Annotated in this window: 21 protein-coding genes and 2 pseudogenes; 2 read left to right on the forward strand and 21 right to left on the reverse strand. The window is 62.0% G+C overall.

Annotation, left to right across the window (positions count from 1 at the left end):
• The 8 genes and pseudogenes from IEJ02_RS48435 to IEJ02_RS10465 all read right to left on the reverse strand — a co-directional run.
• A pseudogene (locus tag IEJ02_RS48435) lies at positions 1-325 on the reverse strand (hypothetical protein); the annotation flags it as partial.
• Between the two features lie 56 nt (positions 326-381).
• Positions 382-957 (reverse strand): phage tail tube protein, encoded by a 576-nt coding sequence (locus IEJ02_RS10435; protein WP_191064495.1) that lies wholly within the window; start codon positions 955-957, stop codon positions 382-384.
• Positions 958-1,134: 177 nt separating this feature from the next.
• Entirely contained in the window at positions 1,135-1,668 is a 534-nt protein-coding gene (locus IEJ02_RS10440) for a hypothetical protein (protein ID WP_191064496.1), read from the reverse strand.
• Positions 1,669-2,195: 527 nt separating this feature from the next.
• A complete protein-coding gene (locus IEJ02_RS10445; protein WP_191064497.1) occupies positions 2,196-2,684 on the reverse strand; it encodes a hypothetical protein in 489 nt (162 codons plus the stop codon).
• Between the two features lie 23 nt (positions 2,685-2,707).
• Entirely contained in the window at positions 2,708-3,061 is a 354-nt protein-coding gene (locus tag IEJ02_RS10450) for a hypothetical protein (protein WP_191064498.1), read from the reverse strand.
• Positions 3,062-3,118: 57 nt separating this feature from the next.
• Positions 3,119-3,526: a hypothetical protein gene (locus IEJ02_RS10455; protein ID WP_191064499.1), complete on the reverse strand. Its 408-nt coding sequence runs from the start codon at positions 3,524-3,526 to the stop codon at positions 3,119-3,121.
• Positions 3,527-3,568: 42 nt separating this feature from the next.
• Complete coding sequence (locus tag IEJ02_RS10460) at positions 3,569-4,099, reverse strand: DUF6093 family protein (protein ID WP_223863704.1); 531 nt, start codon at positions 4,097-4,099, stop codon at positions 3,569-3,571.
• 31 nt (positions 4,100-4,130) lie between these two features.
• On the reverse strand, positions 4,131-4,430 hold the full coding sequence (locus IEJ02_RS10465; protein WP_191064501.1) for a hypothetical protein: 300 nt from the start codon (positions 4,428-4,430) through the stop codon (positions 4,131-4,133).
• Positions 4,431-4,501: 71 nt separating this feature from the next.
• Between IEJ02_RS10465 and IEJ02_RS10470 the strand changes: the two genes are divergently transcribed.
• Positions 4,502-5,128, forward strand: a complete 627-nt coding sequence (locus tag IEJ02_RS10470) for a thioredoxin-like domain-containing protein (RefSeq protein WP_191064502.1) — start codon at positions 4,502-4,504, stop codon at positions 5,126-5,128.
• A 39-nt stretch (positions 5,129-5,167) separates the two neighbouring features.
• On the opposite strand, the gene IEJ02_RS10475 is transcribed toward IEJ02_RS10470, so the two are convergent.
• The 10 genes and pseudogenes from IEJ02_RS10475 to IEJ02_RS10520 all read right to left on the reverse strand — a co-directional run bounded on the left by IEJ02_RS10475 (position 5,168) and on the right by IEJ02_RS10520 (position 11,725).
• Positions 5,168-5,458 (reverse strand): DUF2829 domain-containing protein, encoded by a 291-nt coding sequence (locus IEJ02_RS10475; protein ID WP_191064503.1) that lies wholly within the window; start codon positions 5,456-5,458, stop codon positions 5,168-5,170.
• A gap of 92 nt (positions 5,459-5,550) precedes the next feature.
• Entirely contained in the window at positions 5,551-5,778 is a 228-nt protein-coding gene (locus tag IEJ02_RS10480; RefSeq protein WP_191064504.1) for a hypothetical protein, read from the reverse strand.
• A 24-nt stretch (positions 5,779-5,802) separates the two neighbouring features.
• Entirely contained in the window at positions 5,803-7,560 is a 1,758-nt protein-coding gene (locus tag IEJ02_RS10485; RefSeq protein WP_191064505.1) for a hypothetical protein, read from the reverse strand.
• 11 nt (positions 7,561-7,571) lie between these two features.
• Positions 7,572-8,078, reverse strand: a complete 507-nt coding sequence (locus tag IEJ02_RS10490; protein WP_191064506.1) for a hypothetical protein — start codon at positions 8,076-8,078, stop codon at positions 7,572-7,574.
• A 237-nt stretch (positions 8,079-8,315) separates the two neighbouring features.
• A complete protein-coding gene (locus tag IEJ02_RS10495; RefSeq protein WP_191064507.1) occupies positions 8,316-8,564 on the reverse strand; it encodes a hypothetical protein in 249 nt (82 codons plus the stop codon).
• Positions 8,565-8,603: 39 nt separating this feature from the next.
• Positions 8,604-9,875, reverse strand: coding sequence for a hypothetical protein (locus IEJ02_RS10500; RefSeq protein ID WP_191064508.1), 1,272 nt, complete (start codon positions 9,873-9,875; stop codon positions 8,604-8,606).
• A 75-nt stretch (positions 9,876-9,950) separates the two neighbouring features.
• Positions 9,951-10,433: a hypothetical protein gene (locus tag IEJ02_RS10505; protein WP_191064509.1), complete on the reverse strand. Its 483-nt coding sequence runs from the start codon at positions 10,431-10,433 to the stop codon at positions 9,951-9,953.
• A complete protein-coding gene (locus IEJ02_RS10510) occupies positions 10,433-10,783 on the reverse strand; it encodes a ribonuclease domain-containing protein (protein ID WP_317985777.1) in 351 nt (116 codons plus the stop codon). The genes IEJ02_RS10505 and IEJ02_RS10510 overlap by 1 nt, the downstream gene beginning before the upstream one ends.
• A gap of 111 nt (positions 10,784-10,894) precedes the next feature.
• Positions 10,895-11,221 (reverse strand): annotated as a pseudogene (locus IEJ02_RS10515) (ribonuclease domain-containing protein); the annotation flags it as partial.
• A gap of 240 nt (positions 11,222-11,461) precedes the next feature.
• Positions 11,462-11,725 carry a hypothetical protein gene (locus tag IEJ02_RS10520; protein ID WP_191064510.1) on the reverse strand — a complete coding sequence of 88 codons (264 nt, stop codon included), beginning with the start codon at positions 11,723-11,725 and terminating at the stop codon, positions 11,462-11,464.
• Between the two features lie 164 nt (positions 11,726-11,889).
• On the opposite strand from IEJ02_RS10520, the gene IEJ02_RS10525 reads away from it, so the two are divergent.
• Positions 11,890-12,480 carry a glycoside hydrolase domain-containing protein gene (locus tag IEJ02_RS10525; RefSeq protein ID WP_191064511.1) on the forward strand — a complete coding sequence of 197 codons (591 nt, stop codon included), beginning with the start codon at positions 11,890-11,892 and terminating at the stop codon, positions 12,478-12,480.
• A 56-nt stretch (positions 12,481-12,536) separates the two neighbouring features.
• Here IEJ02_RS10525 and IEJ02_RS10530 read toward each other — a convergent pair whose 3' ends face one another.
• The 3 genes from IEJ02_RS10530 to IEJ02_RS10540 form a co-directional block, all read right to left on the reverse strand.
• The gene (locus tag IEJ02_RS10530; protein WP_191064512.1) at positions 12,537-13,106 is read right to left on the reverse strand and encodes a hypothetical protein; all 570 of its coding nucleotides are present in this window, start codon (positions 13,104-13,106) and stop codon (positions 12,537-12,539) included.
• Positions 13,107-13,212: 106 nt separating this feature from the next.
• Positions 13,213-14,133 carry a helix-turn-helix domain-containing protein gene (locus IEJ02_RS10535; RefSeq protein WP_191064513.1) on the reverse strand — a complete coding sequence of 307 codons (921 nt, stop codon included), beginning with the start codon at positions 14,131-14,133 and terminating at the stop codon, positions 13,213-13,215.
• Positions 14,130-14,354, reverse strand: coding sequence for a hypothetical protein (locus IEJ02_RS10540; RefSeq protein WP_191064514.1), 225 nt, complete (start codon positions 14,352-14,354; stop codon positions 14,130-14,132). Before IEJ02_RS10540 ends, IEJ02_RS10535 begins: the two co-directional genes overlap by 4 nt.
• Positions 14,355-14,506 lie beyond the last annotated feature (152 nt).

A 14,506-nucleotide genomic window follows, 5' to 3' on the forward strand; every position in this document is an offset into this window, starting at 1 on the left:
CGGGCTTGTCACCGCCGTCAGGGGCTGGGGTGTCCTCGCCACCCGGGACCGGCATTGGGTCCGGGCCTGGCTCCTCGTCACCGCTGGGGCCCTCGGGGATGCCCGGACCTGGCTCAGGGGTTGGCTCCCCACCGTCGCCAGGGCCCTCCGGGCCCGGCTCGGGCTGTGGCTCGGGCAGCGGAATCGGGGGGGTCTCGCCGCCGTCGCTCGCACCACACTTGACGGTGATCGTGCTCTTCGACTCGATCGTGATGGTCTTGTCCTGCGAAGTGCCGTCACCCTCACCCTCGCCGGGCAGAGGTGGAAGTGGCATGGGCTCGCTCACGAAAACTCCCTGTAGTCGACTTCGTGTATATCTTCACACAGCGTAACAATCAGATGTCAGCTGCCGCACGGCGGGCAAACGTCCACCTGCACAAGCCCATCCGAAGACTCACCCTGCGGATAGAAAGTGATCTGCAACTGAAGCGGAGCCTCGGTGTCATTGACGACATTCGGGTCACCCGAGTACACCTTGAAGACCGTCACCCAGTCGCCTTCGGCCGCCTCGGGGTCCTTGCGCGGGTGCTTGGAAATCCGCTGCACGAGGTAGCCGGAACGCAGCGGCTTCTTGAACAGCTGCATGACCTCGTTGTAGATGGACTCTTCCTTTTTGTTCGGATTCCGGTCCACAAAGAAGTTGAGCTGCGCCTGGTAGTTCTTGGTGGTCGGGTTGTTGACCGCCGCGTCGTCACACAGGCCGCGCGTGTCGTCGGTGTCGCGGTCTTCCCATCCCAGGTCGAACTCGGTGGTCATGGCGCAGGAGATGTTGACGCCCGCGTTGATCTCGGCCGAGGTCGGGCAGGAGATGTTGTCGAGCCCGTCTCCGAAGTGGCCGTCGTAGCAGTCCTCTTCTTGGTTACCGTCGTCGATCCACCACACGGTCACCGTTGGACCTAGGGCCTTCACTGCTGACATGCGTCTTTCCCCAGCCACTAGTACTTTGTGGGCCGGAGACCGTTACCCACAGCGATCAATAGTCACTCTTAGTGTATGTGCCCAGTAGCACAAAGTGACCGACTCATCGCTCTACGTGGAGGTTGATGGGCAAAGCAAAGGGCGCCCCACGATCAGGGGCGCCCTTACCGAAGGGACTCAACCCTTCTTGTTGTAACTTTCCTTCGCGCGCTCGCGGTGGCACACGCGGCAGTACCGCTTGCCGTTCGTCCAGCGTGTATTTTCTTCGGTGCGCGGATGTCCGTTCTTGCATGTTTCGTCGGAGCGCCGGTTGTCCACGCCACCCTTGCGCTTAGCGTGGTTGTCGCGCGCCTTGGTCAGGGTGCAGGTCCGACAGCGGCGGACATGTGTCACGTCACCATTCGAGCGCTTCCGCCTCTCCAGGACGAGGTTGTCGCCTTCGAGGAGGTGACCTTCCTTGCAACAGCCCTTCTGTGCTTGATACTGCCCTTTGCCGCGCACCCCCGTTATCGGTTCGCGTGCCTCCCGGCGTCGCGCTCGATACTCGTCGGTGCTGACGTAGGTCTTGCTGTGTCCGCGATTACATGTCCTGCATTGGCGCCACCCGTTTACCTGAATCAGCGTGTTCTCTTCCGTGTACTCATGACCTTGTGGGCAGTGCGTCTTGCGAGCGTTTTCCGCAGCGAAACCTATGCCACGAAGGTAATTCACCTTTCCTGGGACCGGCTCCAGGTGGCCCGGATTGGAGCACGGCCTAAACCGGCAGAGGTGGTCTGATTCGAATCCATCAGGTATCTGGATGCCAGCGAGGTTGAGCGAGACTCGATGCGTCTTGGTACTGTCGGCGATTACCTTTCCGCCATTAAAGTGACCGTATCCGCTAACATCGAGGGCCCCAAGCCAAACCCAGCAGTCAGGTTTCGCTCCAAACTCCCGTTGGGTATCTTTACCCACTCCCTCTTGGATGTAGAACCAGAAGCGATCCACCTCGGTTTTCCCGTACAGGCGTGTCCGCTTTCGCGGGAAGTGTTCCAGCCACAGGCTGTGATGGCGTGGACACATGCCCCACTTGACCTGCCGTTCTGTACATTCATCGACCCAGCATGTAACTTGTCCCACGATGACGCTCCTTCGTCATTGCGCACAGCCAACCCCCGGGGTCCACGTCCCGGGGGTTTCGCGTTCGTGCAGGAATATTCTATTAGATCAGAGCCTTTTTCGCATAGGATCTGCAACCCTTATTGAGGGGAAGGATCGCCTGAAACCGGTGGCGTAATGGGCGGAACGATGCCACCCGCCTGAATCTTGCCCGAGAACACAATGGGCTTGTAGAAGCGGATCGTGTCACCGATGCCCACCGCTGTCGGATCACGGATCGTTGTTGATCCTGTTTCCGACAGCGGACCTTGATCATCCGGCTTGAACCCGGTCAGCAGCCCGCGCACCAAATTCTCCAGCTGGAGCAGAGACAGTCCGGAAGGCGCGATTGCCTCGACCAGAACACTGGCCACCTTCTGGGCGGAAGCATCTTCGCCGTCTTCATCGCACAGCCCGGTCACAGTTGTCTGCATGCGGCTCTCATAATCTGTGAGCTGCCCATACCAGATTACGATCAGAGGTTTGATCAGCCCCGTCGGATCCTTTGGAAGGCGAGAGTTCTCCGGCACACCTTCCAGGAAAACCCGCGTATGCGGCAGTCCGTTCCGCAGGCGGTCGTAAATATCCATCTGCCAGTCGTAGACAGTTGCCATCAGGTTCTGGCGCCCAGATCCAGAAGGGCTTGATTCCATGAGGTAAATGGCACGGCGCGGTCGTCCAGGTATGCGCTGGCGGGCAGCTTGCGGTTAGTCACCAGCAGACAACCACGCTTGTTCCAGAATGTGCCATCAAAATCAAGCTCGCAGGAAAAACCTCGTTCGGTAAGCCACTGGGCAACCTGGCCAGCGTCTCTGCTTGTGAAGATGAACACCGCGTGGACCTCCATCAGGAGACAAAGGCCCTCCAGCGCTCCCTGCATTGGCGGGTCGTAGATCGTCCCGTCGTGCCAGCCCTTGCTGTACGCATGGATAACGCCATCGAAGTCAACCGCGACCGTTATGACCATTCACCCTTCCGGTTCCTCGGACTCAATCCATGTCAGCTTCTCGATCAAACAGAAGAGTCAGGTTCCGCCAAGCCTTGATCGCAGGTCAGCGAGTACTGTGTTGTACGCCGTGAGGACTGCCATCATGGGTTCAATGCCCCTGCGGGTTCCGAATTCCTGGAACGGAGCGTAGTAGGGGCGAAGGGTCTCCCACCCAAAGGAAATCTTCAGGATGTCCGTACCGAAATCACCCGTGCCCGTCACCATCGACTTCATGCGCCCTGTGTCGACACGGGATTTCGCGCGGACAATGGACTCGCCCTTGCGCCGCATATTGGACATGTCAAGAATGAGACGCTGACGCGTTCTGTTCAGATGATTGACGACGAAGGCGTCCAGGCCGACGTCATAGCCGCCACTCGGCGCCCCGCTCCCGTAGTACCGGTATCCACCACCACCGGATTGATAGTTGTACTTGAATTCCACTCGGGCCATCTCAGCAACCCCTCCCCTTGGGTACGTTACGGATCATCCGCACCCCACGCAGTCCGTTACCGGCTCAGGAATTTCCGAGATATCCAGCGGCTTTCCCTCGTACGGCGGAGGGAGCACCTGGGGGTGGGCGGCGTCCAGATCGCACAGCAGATTCCGCACCCAGGCATTCGAAGACGTCATTGAATTCCGGACATGGAAAACATGATGCAGCAGCTCCATGTCCGGAGGTACAGAAACAAAACGGATCACATCATGGGCATGAATCGGAGGACATTCCCGCTGCGGCACCTGGACGCGGAACGCATGAACCGTTCCGGACTCGCCCTGGGTGGTCCGCACCCTGGCCCTCCAGTCCTTGTTGTTCGCCCCACGGGCCTGACCCCGATACAGCAGACACATATCCGGATAGGTCTTGCCGCCCCGGCCGTCCGGCTGAGTGAGCCCTCCGGTCATGACGTCAAATCCGTAGTCGTTCACGTCTCCCGAGCGCCGGAAGATCTCGACCACACCGTTCATGTGGCCAATGGGCACGCTCCTCTGATGCCAGGGCCACCGTGCGTCCATCGCCCGGCGACTCAGGAGACGCGACACGGTTTCAGCTCCCGACGATTCCGCCGACCTCTGCGCGGTCGGCGCAGAGGATCGCGGAGAGGAAGACGGTGACGCGCCCGTCGTAGCTCAGCCGGACATCGGCGCAGATACCCGGGATGCGGGACTCCTCGCCGTCGATCATGAGTACGGTGACGTCACCGTCGCGGAAGATCTGAATGCTGTCGATGTGCGGGCGGCCGGGCTTCTCGTCTCCGCCGTGGCCGTGACCCTCGTCCCAGTCGTGACCCTTGTTGCCATGGCCGCGTCCACGCCCGTTGTTGTGACCGTCGTGCTCGTAACCCACCGTGGGCCCCTTACGATTTGTATCTAACCGTGACTCACGGTGATCGTACCGGGCGATACCTAAGAGGCTCCATGCGCACCGACAAGCACCAGATCCGGCGAGCGAACTCCGCGCGGCTTATCGCCGAGGAAAAGCGGCGGACTCGCAAAATCCGCATCACCGTCGGGTCGGCAGTCGTCATTGGAATCGCCGCCCTCACGGGTGGGGGATGGGCCCTGACTTCCGCGCTCCAGGACAAGCAGCGGTCCCATGTCATCGAAGGCGTCAAGGTCTGGAGCGACCTGAGCCGGAACCACACCAAGAAGCCTGTGCACTACCCGATGAGCCCGCCAGTCGGTGGCGACCACAATCCGGTGTGGCTCAAATGTATGGGGACCGTGTACGCCAAGCCGGTCCGCGACGAGAACGCGGTGCACTCACTGGAGCACGGCGCGGTGTGGGTGACATACACCGACAAGGCCAGCGAGACCGACGTCAAGGCACTGAAGAAGAAGGTGGCCTCGACCACCTACACCATGATCAGTCCTTACAAGGGTCAGAAGTCACCGATCACCCTCACCGCCTGGGGTCACCAGCTGAACGTCAGCCGGGCCGACGACCCGCGCGTGGACAAGTTCTTCAAGGAGTATATCCAGGGCAAGCAGACCCCGGAGCCCATGGCCAGCTGCTCCGGAGGCTACATGCGCAAGGCGCCGTGAGCAGATTCCAGGCCCACGGCGCCTTGAGGTGAAACCGAATCAGTCGCCATCGAGGACAAACCAGTCGGTGCCCAGCATGTCCGTCTGGGACGCAATCCAGGGAACGAACGCCCCGTCCGACGTATGGAACATCAGGTACGGCAGGAACTTCACCACCGTTCCCTCCGGGATCCCTGTGGCATCCGAAGTGTTCTTGTTGATCGGAATGCCCTCCGGGTACCCCTCCTGATAGACGACATACTGACCCTTGCCGTTCCATCCGGTCCGCGAAATCCGCTGCCTGCTGTGACGGCAGATATGCAGAGCATCCGAGTAATCCATGAGGTCCATGACCCTGGACTCTACTGCCCCCTTGGTGACCTGCTTCCCGGTTCGGCCCAGAAGCTAGACGACAGCAGCGGTGAACGAGAAGTCATCTGCCGTCAGCTCGTCCCTTCCGGAAGCCCGTCTTGTGAGGATGTGGCGTTGCGATCATTGCGGGTCTGACAGGCGTACTTCCACACTCTCGCGGCCAAGTCGTCCCCCAGCTTGTTCGCAACCAGTTCATGCAGATGCGCGAGGCCGGGACCGCTCTCCCATGCATCCATGACGTCGGCAACGCCATCGACCGACATCTCCGGGACCGGCATGTCCGGGAACCCGTGACTCATCTCCGATTCCTTTCGTGGATACCCTCACCTTCGGGTCGTGGGCGCTTTGCTCATGTCGCTGAAGTTCTTGGCCAGCTGATGGACTGCATCCTTCTGCTGCGCGTACTCCTCCTGCCATGTCTTGAGCAGAAGATTGCGGCTGTCGAATGAGTAGGCAGTCTGGTTGAGCAGGATTGCCAGCTCCCGGTCGTTGAGCGGCTTGTCCGCCAGGAACTTCTCGACAATCTCCTTCAGGTAGATCTCGCCGCGCAGTGCGCGAGACTTGATCATGTCCTTCATCTTCAGAGCGGCATCCCGTACCGCCCTCCAGGCTTCGGTGTGCTCCACCGTCGCCACAAAGGCGTCTGTCACCAGCTGGCGCTCGCGCCGCTCACGCAGGTCCGAGATCCACTGCTCAGGCTTGGCGTAACGGTCAGCGAGGTAGTGGGTCACGCCGGTACCGGACAGACCCTCCTCCAGGACGGCAACGAGCTGCGCCGGGCTGAACTTCGGCCGCTTACTGTCCAGGCGGGACATGGCATTGATCATGTCCGTGGTCAACCCCAGTCCATGCACCTGGATCGCCAGATCGGCAAAGCTATTCGGACCCCAATGGTCCTGTTCGCGCATCAGCTTGCCGAGGGCCGAGATGAAGGATGGGGAAACTCCGGCGCGAGCCAGATTCAGCACGTGGTCCGGGTAAACCAGATTCCAGGGGTACATACTTTGCCGCTTCTCGGCATCCGCATGGAAAAAGCGCCTCTTGCGCTCCTCCTCAACCGGCATGCTGTTGTTGTCCCAGCGGACCAGAGAAACCTTCAGGTCGGTCGCCTCGACCAGTAGACGGAACGGCAAGACGCCGCCCTCCGTGCCAAATTCACCGACACCCTTGTACTTCAGGTGCTGGATCTTCGGCACCTGAACCTTCCACTCGTCAGGCGTCAGGCCGTCGCGGCTGGCGCGTCGCACCAGAGGGATACTGATTCCGGAAGCCAGCAGTTCCTTGATCTCGTCAGCTGTTATGGCGCCGCATTTGACGAGGTGAACAGCGTCGTTCGCCTTGCGACCCAGGCCCTTGCGGAAGAAAGAGGCCGTCTCGGCGTGCGAAAGACCCGACTCGGTCAATTCCCTGAACCAGTGATCACTGTATTCAGGCAGTGCAGCGACATCGGCAGGCACCGGCTCTGACCCAAGGAGGTCGGCTAGCTTGGCAAGGGGAACACCCTGGTCGAGAGCATTGATGCCGAAGGTGGCCAGACTCTCCGGTGTATGGCCGGAGGCGACCGCCAGCTCCACGAAGGTCGGCTCATCCTCGTCGTCAGCGTTGGGCATAGGCAGCTCCGTGCTCATGCCGCGCCGGTCCGCCTCAGCCTGAAGGTGCGCACAGGTGCAGAACCAGGCATAGGGATCCTCGGTTTGCCCGGGGTAGTCGTCGCCGAAGTAGAGGCGGGCGAGTGCATCATTGACCGTGAGAGAGCCTTCGTCGGGCAAGCAGTCCTCGGGGTAGCGACTGAAGCTGGCGCCGCTGGCGACAAGCTGCTGATGCCTCTCGGCCAGTTCGCCGAGAGCAGCAAGGGTGTCCACGCCAAGCCGGACCAGCTCATCCGGGATTCCAGTACCCAGCTCTTCCAGATAGCGGAAGACACCCAAGGCGCTCTTGGCGTAGCGGCGCTCACCCTCCGGGGTGGCGGAGCGGACCTCGGCGACCGTGTCCTTGTACTTCTTCAGATATACCGGGCCGGTATCGTCGAGGTTGTCGATGACCTCGGTGAGGTCACTGCGGAAAGCGGTCAGATCCATCACCCTGGCCACGGTCAGGCCCTCCCGTCGATACGCGCGGACGCCGTTTCTCCGGCAGCCCAGACGCGGTAGTCGATGTAGTAGTCATCCTCGCCGTCCGGAAGACGGTCCACCTGGACACTGAACCCGTCGCGGTGGCCCCAGGTGACCAGCTCGGCCTCCACGTGAATGTCGGAGTACTGGGAGTGCTCCCATGCTTTGGCCCAGTTGGCGAGTGTGCCGACAGCCAGCTCGCCGTCGATGCGGTAGACGTAGGTGATGGCGGGAAGCTGCGCATCCTCCGACCAGGCTCGACCTTCCTCGGTGAGACTGATGTCGTGGTGCCAGCTCTCAGGGTCGATCTGGACGAGTCCGAGTTCCTGGGCACCGAGGGCGGCGTCATGGATGGCCTCGCTGGCGAAGCCCTTGAGGGCTTCCTCGATCCGGTACCCCTTCATCGGGTACTTGATCTCGGATTCCGGCCGGGCGTGCAGGGCCCTCATCAGGTCGGAGATCACCGGGTGCCGGATGGTGCCGGTCATGTCATTTCCCCTTTCCGGGAGTGCTCGCTGAGAGCGAAGTCATCCTGACACACTCTCGACGATGATCACAATTACAAACATCTACTCGCGGAAGGTTGCAAACATTTGCCCCCTCCCCGGGTAAAGAGAAAGCCGCCTCCGCGATGGGGGCGGCCATCTCAACCGAGATCGAAGACTGGATCCAGGATCATCAGCATGTCGTGCACCTCCGGAGAGGGAGTCCCACGCTGCGGCAACTCACATGGCCGCCGCGACGGCATGATCGACCTTGCCAAGGAACTCCTGGCACAGACAGCCGTCGACAGGTGACCAGGACGGGCAGCTACTGACGGCCTCGGCGTTGTGGCTGCACGGGTAGAGCCAGCTCCCTTCGGTGCAGCCGCACCTGTCATTGTTGTGCCAGCGGGGCACCGGCTGACGGCAGAGGTCGCAGACGAGATGCGGGTTGGCGAACGCAAGGTAGACATGGGTCCTGGTGTGGGTCATGCAATGCATACTCCCACCCCGGATCAGGGGTCCCCTGGTTCACTCCAGGAGGAAGACCTTGGCCCGCTCCGACCATGGAGCGTCCGGATCACCTGCCACATACGGCTCGATCTCCCAGATGCCATCCCGGTACTCATTGCGAGCCGGGATGTACTGACGAGTACGGATCACCGGGCCCACCACCGTCTTCACCTTCCACGATGAGCCCGAGCCCTTCGCTTTGTTGCTCCGGTGCCGCAAAGGCTTGCCGATGCGCACCACCTCCACAGCGGGGCGCTGACTCTCGACGTCCGCACCCGCACGCCGCATCCGCTTCACCGAATGCTTCGGAGCCGGAACCTCCTCCCGGGCGGTGAGCTTCATGTGCCGGATCACCAGCGTCGACACGAACGTCTTCACCATCTGCGTCAGCATCGGCAGAACCTTCTCGTTCGCCTGAACGAACTGATCGCCCACGTGGCGACGTTCCGCCTCCCGCAAGAAAGACGGATCCGAAGAAATGGTCGGCCTCAGACGCTCCTCGACCGAATCATCATCGAACCACCCCAAAGTCCGGTCCAGCGGAAGAACCTGCTCCCGCTCCAGCGGCAGCGGGTCGGACAGCTGAAGTTTCATTGCGTCCTTGTCGAGACTCATGCCAGGCGGCAGCTCACGCCTCTGACTCTCGGCGAACGCCTCATAATTCGCACGGGCCTTGGTGCCGTCCGAGTAGAACACCACCCCGACCTCCTTGGCGCCGGGCAGCACACGCCAGCTCGCGGCAACCACCGGAGTGTCCGATTCACGGAAGCCCTTCATCATGTCGTCGACCAACTCGACGTCGAGGAGCCGACCGGTCCCGGGCTCGTAATGAGCCGTGAGCTGCCCTCGGGGCTCGGCCTCGCCGATGGGGGTGTCCCACAGAATGAAGCCACGTGAGGCTGGCAGCTTGTCCAGCTCAAGCCGGTACATGCCCATCTGAGTGCGGGCCGCCAGGTAGGTGATGTCCTTGCCGATCTTGTGCGGCATCCTGTAGGACGCCTCCAGGGTGTCGGCATGCCAGTCGGCCAGCTCACGATAAGAGCGAATGGTGGCCTTCTGTTGGGCCTCCAGAGCCATGCCGTGCGCCAGGTGATGCTCCCCGACCTGCCCCAGCATCCGGCCGTACACCTCCTCGCGCAGCTCAAGGGCCGCCTTGCCCGGGTTGGCCACGCCGGGCGGCCACCAGAACGGGGAGCCCTGGGCCGCTTTGGCGCACCACAGAGTGGCTGCGGACTGCCGGGTCCAGGTGGCGAGGTCGTGAACGAACTCGGGCAGCATCGACGGTTCCATCAGGGGTGATCTCCTTCTCTTCCCTTTCCGGAACGGACTCTACTTGCCCCCTGAGACACACCCTTGGGGATGGTGTCAGAGCCAGCGTCCGAACCCGGCCGCCGGAACCGTCGGTCCGACCGGCCGCCCCCCGGGGAAGCCGTGCATCCAGTACGGAAGATCACAGGGAGACGGTTGGTAGTCGACTACCTGGAAGCCGTATTCCCAGTCGTCGTCCTCTTCCTCTTTGTCGGCTTGATCATCCAGCTGCTTGGCGCCCGCAAGCAAAGCCGTGGTCATCTTGGCGCCATCGGTCTGAAGGTCTTCGGTGCGAATAACCTTCGCAATCAAACCCTCGGAGACCGCGACGGCCCGCAATGCGGCAGCACCGGCCCGCAGTACCCGGATCGTCTGCGGCTTCGATGAGTAGATCGCCAGGAACGCGTCGATATGCGTGTCCGAGAACAGGTATTCCGGGACACCCTCCCCGGCGAAATCCACCTGCTCTACATCCGGAATCAGAGCCCGGACTTTACCCCGATCCGTGTTGTAGTCCGGCGGGTAGATATCCCCGGGCATCAGCGACTCCCCATCGGAGACGGGGCATTCGGGCCTGATGTGTCGCAGGTGTAGTCAATTGGGTGGAACGTGTCGTAGTGGTCGTCGCTCCACCAGTCCTCGACCTTGTCCTTCGGATCTCCACCGGTCACAATCCGCAATTTCCCCCGGTTAGGCGCACCGGGCGTGATTACGGTGTACTCCTTGTAGTAACCCTGGGGCTTCCTGGGGAATGGATACGGGTCATTCGGCCGCCAGTCGAAAGTAGAGCCGTCCTTTTTCGGGAACGGGAACTTGCTTCCGTCGTCCCCGTACTTCCAGATCAAACTCAGCGTGTCGTGAGCCTCCTTGGGCAGCTCGTTCACGCACACCGGATCCAGAATCTCGTGAGGCGAGCCGTTCTCGGCACTGCCGCTCGGCTCGGGCCTGGGGGAGTCCGTGCCATCAGGTGAAGGCGAGGGCTCGGAGGACGGGCCGCCTTCACATTTGTAGTCGATCAGCTCGAATGACCTGTAGTGATCGTCGCTGTAGTAATCCTCGACCTGATCGGCTTCCTCGCCGCCCGTGACGATCCGGCGGGCCCCCCGATCGTCCGACCCCGGGGTCTCCACGGTGAACTCGTGGTAGTACCCCTTCTCCTCGGGTGGGAGGATGCCCTCGCGGTTCTTGAAGACCGTCCCGTCCTTCTCGTGCGGATACGGTCCGCCCTTGAGGATGTTCTCGATGGTGTCATGCGCCTCGCTGGGGAGATTCGCGGCACAGACGGCGGGGATGTTGATGTCCTTCCCGCCGTGATCCATGCCCTTCATGCCGGTCATGGATTTCTCTGTGTGCCTCTGTGGCGGCCTGGAGTCCTGTCCGGCCTGATATCCGGAGACCCATAGCCCTGAGGCCGCGAGAAGGGCAGCCAGGCCGCCTGCTGAAGCTGTCAGGCGCCTGCGGTGGCGAAGGAGGAAACTCAACAGACAATCCCTTGATCGGAGCATTTAACCCACGGTCACCATTGTGACCGTGGGTAGTCGATGCGTCACACACCAAGGGGTGCCGGATCAGCGCAAGTGCCGGATGACCACCAGATCACAGTCGTACTCCGTCTCCACATGGACTGCGCCGTGCCGGTCGAGCGCCTGCACGACCTCGCGCCACTCGCTCTCGCTCAGGAAGAACGCGTCGTCCCCCTCGGAGTTCGAGTCCGCCAGCCTCATCCAGGACCACAGCTCGTCCGGGGTGGCGGCGACGTGACTGAGGATGCCCTTGTCCTGGTCCATGATGACGACGCTGACCCTGCCTACAGCGTGGGTGTGCAGCTTCATCGGTCTTCACCTTTCCCGTAGAGACCCCTGTCCAGCGGGCAGGGTGAGGCAAGACTGCTGTGGATACAGCCCTGCCGTGAATCCGGGCCCGGCACATGGCCGCCGGTCCCCGCTGCGGCTGCACAATGCAACGTCAATCACTCTGTGTAACCGATACTCGGATCATGAACTTCGTGCTCGACTACAGCTGGGACCGGCCCGAACCCAGCTGGACCCGCCGGTCCGGCTTCACCGGAGTACTGCGCTACCTCAGCATCGGCAAAGACGACACCGGCCAAGGGCTCACCACAGACGAACTGACCTCCCTGCTCAAAGCCGGACTCTCCGTCGGCTGCATCTGGCAGGAAGACGGCGACGCCATGACCGGCGGCAGCAAGACCGGCGAAACCCACGGCAAACGAGCCCGCGAAGCCATGCAGAAACTCAAAGCCCCCAAAGGGTCAGCCGTGTACTTCGCCGCCGACTCCGAAAAAATCACCGCCCAGCATGCGGCCGACTACCTCACCGCAGCCCGCCCCGCCCTCGGCCCCTACATCATCGGGCTCTACGGGGGAATCGACGTCATCACCGGAACCAAAGAACGCATGGGCGACAACGCTGCCTACTGGTGGCAGACCGCCGCATGGTCCGGCAGCCGCATCGCCGACCGCATCCACCTGTACCAGGCCGTTCACCGGGGAAACTTCGCCGGAGCCCAGGTCGACGTCAACGCCGCCTACGCCGACAACTGGGGCCAGTTCACCGAAACCACCTGACCGGAGTGACTTCTCCCCGCCCTGAAGGGCGGGGTTTGCGGCCTTCGTCGAGTCGATCAGCGCTTCGGTTTCGGAGCCACCGGCCAGATCGTCAGCTTGAGCTGAGCATGAACCACCCTCACCGGGCACTTCGCGTCATGCGCCACCATCAGCCCCACCGGAACCCCCCGGTGGACAAACAGGCCGTGCTGCTTGGTGAACGCCTGCAACCCCGGTGACGGCACCCGGTGATCCGTCCCTGTCGCATTCCCGCCCGCACCCTCATCGCCCTGCTCACCCTTGACCAGGTTCAGTGGATCCCGGACGAATCGGTCTCGTACCTCGCAGTACCGGTTCCGGTTTTTGAACAGCCAGTCCGGGATGCCGGGGATCTCCACCCCGCCTACCGGCGCGGCCTCCCAGTGAATGTTCGCCTCCAGCTGCCCCCAGCCCTCCCGCGACGGCCAGATCAGACCCGAACGGTCATCCGGGAACTCCGACTTCCCGCCGTCCGGCTGAACCGGATCATGCATGCCGAACCGGTCATACGACTCGCCTTCGAATGGGAACCGCAGAAGCTGGTAACCGCCGGAAGCGATGACCTGAGGTTCCTTGTTGACCAGCGAGACGACATGAACGCCCGACACGAACCCTCCCGGATGGTGAAGAGCCGCGCCCCGGCTCCGGGGAGAGAAGCCAGTGACGCGGACACGCGATCATTCTGCCAGGAGGAGATCCGTTCAGGAGAACTGGTCACGCCGCCTCGCTCGCCGCCTCACGGAAATCCCCCTCCAGCTTCCTCTTGATCTCTTCAGCAGAGCGCCCCAGATTCAGCTGCTCCACGATGACAGGACCCTCGTTCAGCAGCTCCTCCAGCGTTCCCCGTTCACCGAAGTACCGGAAACTCAACCGGTCCCACGCACTCAGCACATCCAGAGCCTCACCCGGATCCACCCCGACTTCGATCGCGGCAGTCGTCACGACCTCGGTCACCTCGCCCGGGAAAGAGCCCCCCTCATCGCTCCCGGGGTCCGCCGCCGACCGCACCCCGGCGGGGTTGTGAGGCGAAGCCGCATCTCTCTCGTCGGGCCCTTCAGGGCCCGCATCGCTTCCCGCACCCTCCCGAGAGGGGTAAGGGGAGAGAGATGAGGGTTCCGTTGAAGATTCGCGTGGGGGTTGCTGTGGACTTTCAAGGGGTGCACTGGTTGCACCCTCGGGGGTGCAAGGGGTGCAGGGGGAGGGTGCAGTGGTTGCACCCCCAGGGTGCAGCTCTTGCACCCCCTCACCCGGGGAGGGTGCAGTGGTTGCACCCCTAGTGACCTGCGGCTCTTCCTGGCGTGCGAAAGTGATCTCCTCCACAAGGTTGTCCTTGTAGTCTTTCGCTTTCCGTGCGATGGCCTTGACGCCAGCGAGGTTGACGCGCACCAGGTCAGTGATCTGACGCTTGTTTGCGTCGGTGCGCTCCTTGTTGGCGATGAGGTTCATCTCGATGAGCGCAGTCTTCGCGTAATTGACGCTGCGCAGGGACAGTCCGGTGTCGTCCGCGATGCGCTTACGGCCCGGCCAGGAGTAGCCGTGGGCGTCGGCACGGATGCAGTAATTGAGGAGTACGGCCTTCTGGGAAGCGGACAGGCCCGTCGCCTTCATCGCGGCGTCGATGTACTCGAAGCTCACCTCTCCACTCCTTCCAGGTGTCCGTTGTTGTATCGGCTGTTGCGGGATCGGCGCAGCATCCGCAGGTTGTCGTCGTTGTTGGTGACCTCGACCTCGGCCGCGAGAAGCGGCATCGAAGGGAAGCAGCTGAACTGCTCATCAGCATGGTTAGCCAGGAGCATGAGAACGGTCGGGTTGCCAACCTTCAGGGTGCGCACGTAGTCGAGCGCTTCGATGCTCATGACTTGACCTCCGCATGCTGAACTAGCTGGCTTTCTCGCATGAGTTGAGGTACCTTCCTTGAGGTTGAGGGATTGAGTCACGTCTTGCTCATCCTCGAACTGGTGCACTTCTTTGGCATGAGCGGTGCACGTCTCGTGTGGTTGTAGCGTTT

The organism is Streptomyces sp. 5-10 (assembly GCF_014712245.1).
Classification (GTDB): domain Bacteria; phylum Actinomycetota; class Actinomycetes; order Streptomycetales; family Streptomycetaceae; genus Streptomyces; species Streptomyces violaceusniger.

Coding starts and splice junctions, on each gene's coding strand:
- IEJ02_RS10540 (WP_191064514.1), bottom strand. CDS start 14,354: ATGAGCATCGAAGCGCTCGACTACGTGCGCACCCTGAAGGTTGGCAAC.
- IEJ02_RS10505 (WP_191064509.1), bottom strand. CDS start 10,433: ATGCCCGGGGATATCTACCCGCCGGACTACAACACGGATCGGGGTAAA.
- IEJ02_RS10445 (WP_191064497.1), bottom strand. CDS start 2,684: ATGGATATTTACGACCGCCTGCGGAACGGACTGCCGCATACGCGGGTT.
- IEJ02_RS10460 (WP_223863704.1), bottom strand. CDS start 4,099: ATGGACGCACGGTGGCCCTGGCATCAGAGGAGCGTGCCCATTGGCCAC.
- IEJ02_RS10525 (WP_191064511.1), top strand. CDS start 11,890: ATGAACTTCGTGCTCGACTACAGCTGGGACCGGCCCGAACCCAGCTGG.
- IEJ02_RS10480 (WP_191064504.1), bottom strand. CDS start 5,778: ATGAGTCACGGGTTCCCGGACATGCCGGTCCCGGAGATGTCGGTCGAT.
- IEJ02_RS10495 (WP_191064507.1), bottom strand. CDS start 8,564: ATGACCCACACCAGGACCCATGTCTACCTTGCGTTCGCCAACCCGCAT.
- IEJ02_RS10470 (WP_191064502.1), top strand. CDS start 4,502: ATGCGCACCGACAAGCACCAGATCCGGCGAGCGAACTCCGCGCGGCTT.
- IEJ02_RS10500 (WP_191064508.1), bottom strand. CDS start 9,875: ATGGAACCGTCGATGCTGCCCGAGTTCGTTCACGACCTCGCCACCTGG.
- IEJ02_RS10450 (WP_191064498.1), bottom strand. CDS start 3,061: ATGGTCATAACGGTCGCGGTTGACTTCGATGGCGTTATCCATGCGTAC.
- IEJ02_RS10435 (WP_191064495.1), bottom strand. CDS start 957: ATGTCAGCAGTGAAGGCCCTAGGTCCAACGGTGACCGTGTGGTGGATC.
- IEJ02_RS10490 (WP_191064506.1), bottom strand. CDS start 8,078: ATGACCGGCACCATCCGGCACCCGGTGATCTCCGACCTGATGAGGGCC.
- IEJ02_RS10475 (WP_191064503.1), bottom strand. CDS start 5,458: ATGGACCTCATGGATTACTCGGATGCTCTGCATATCTGCCGTCACAGC.
- IEJ02_RS10520 (WP_191064510.1), bottom strand. CDS start 11,725: ATGAAGCTGCACACCCACGCTGTAGGCAGGGTCAGCGTCGTCATCATG.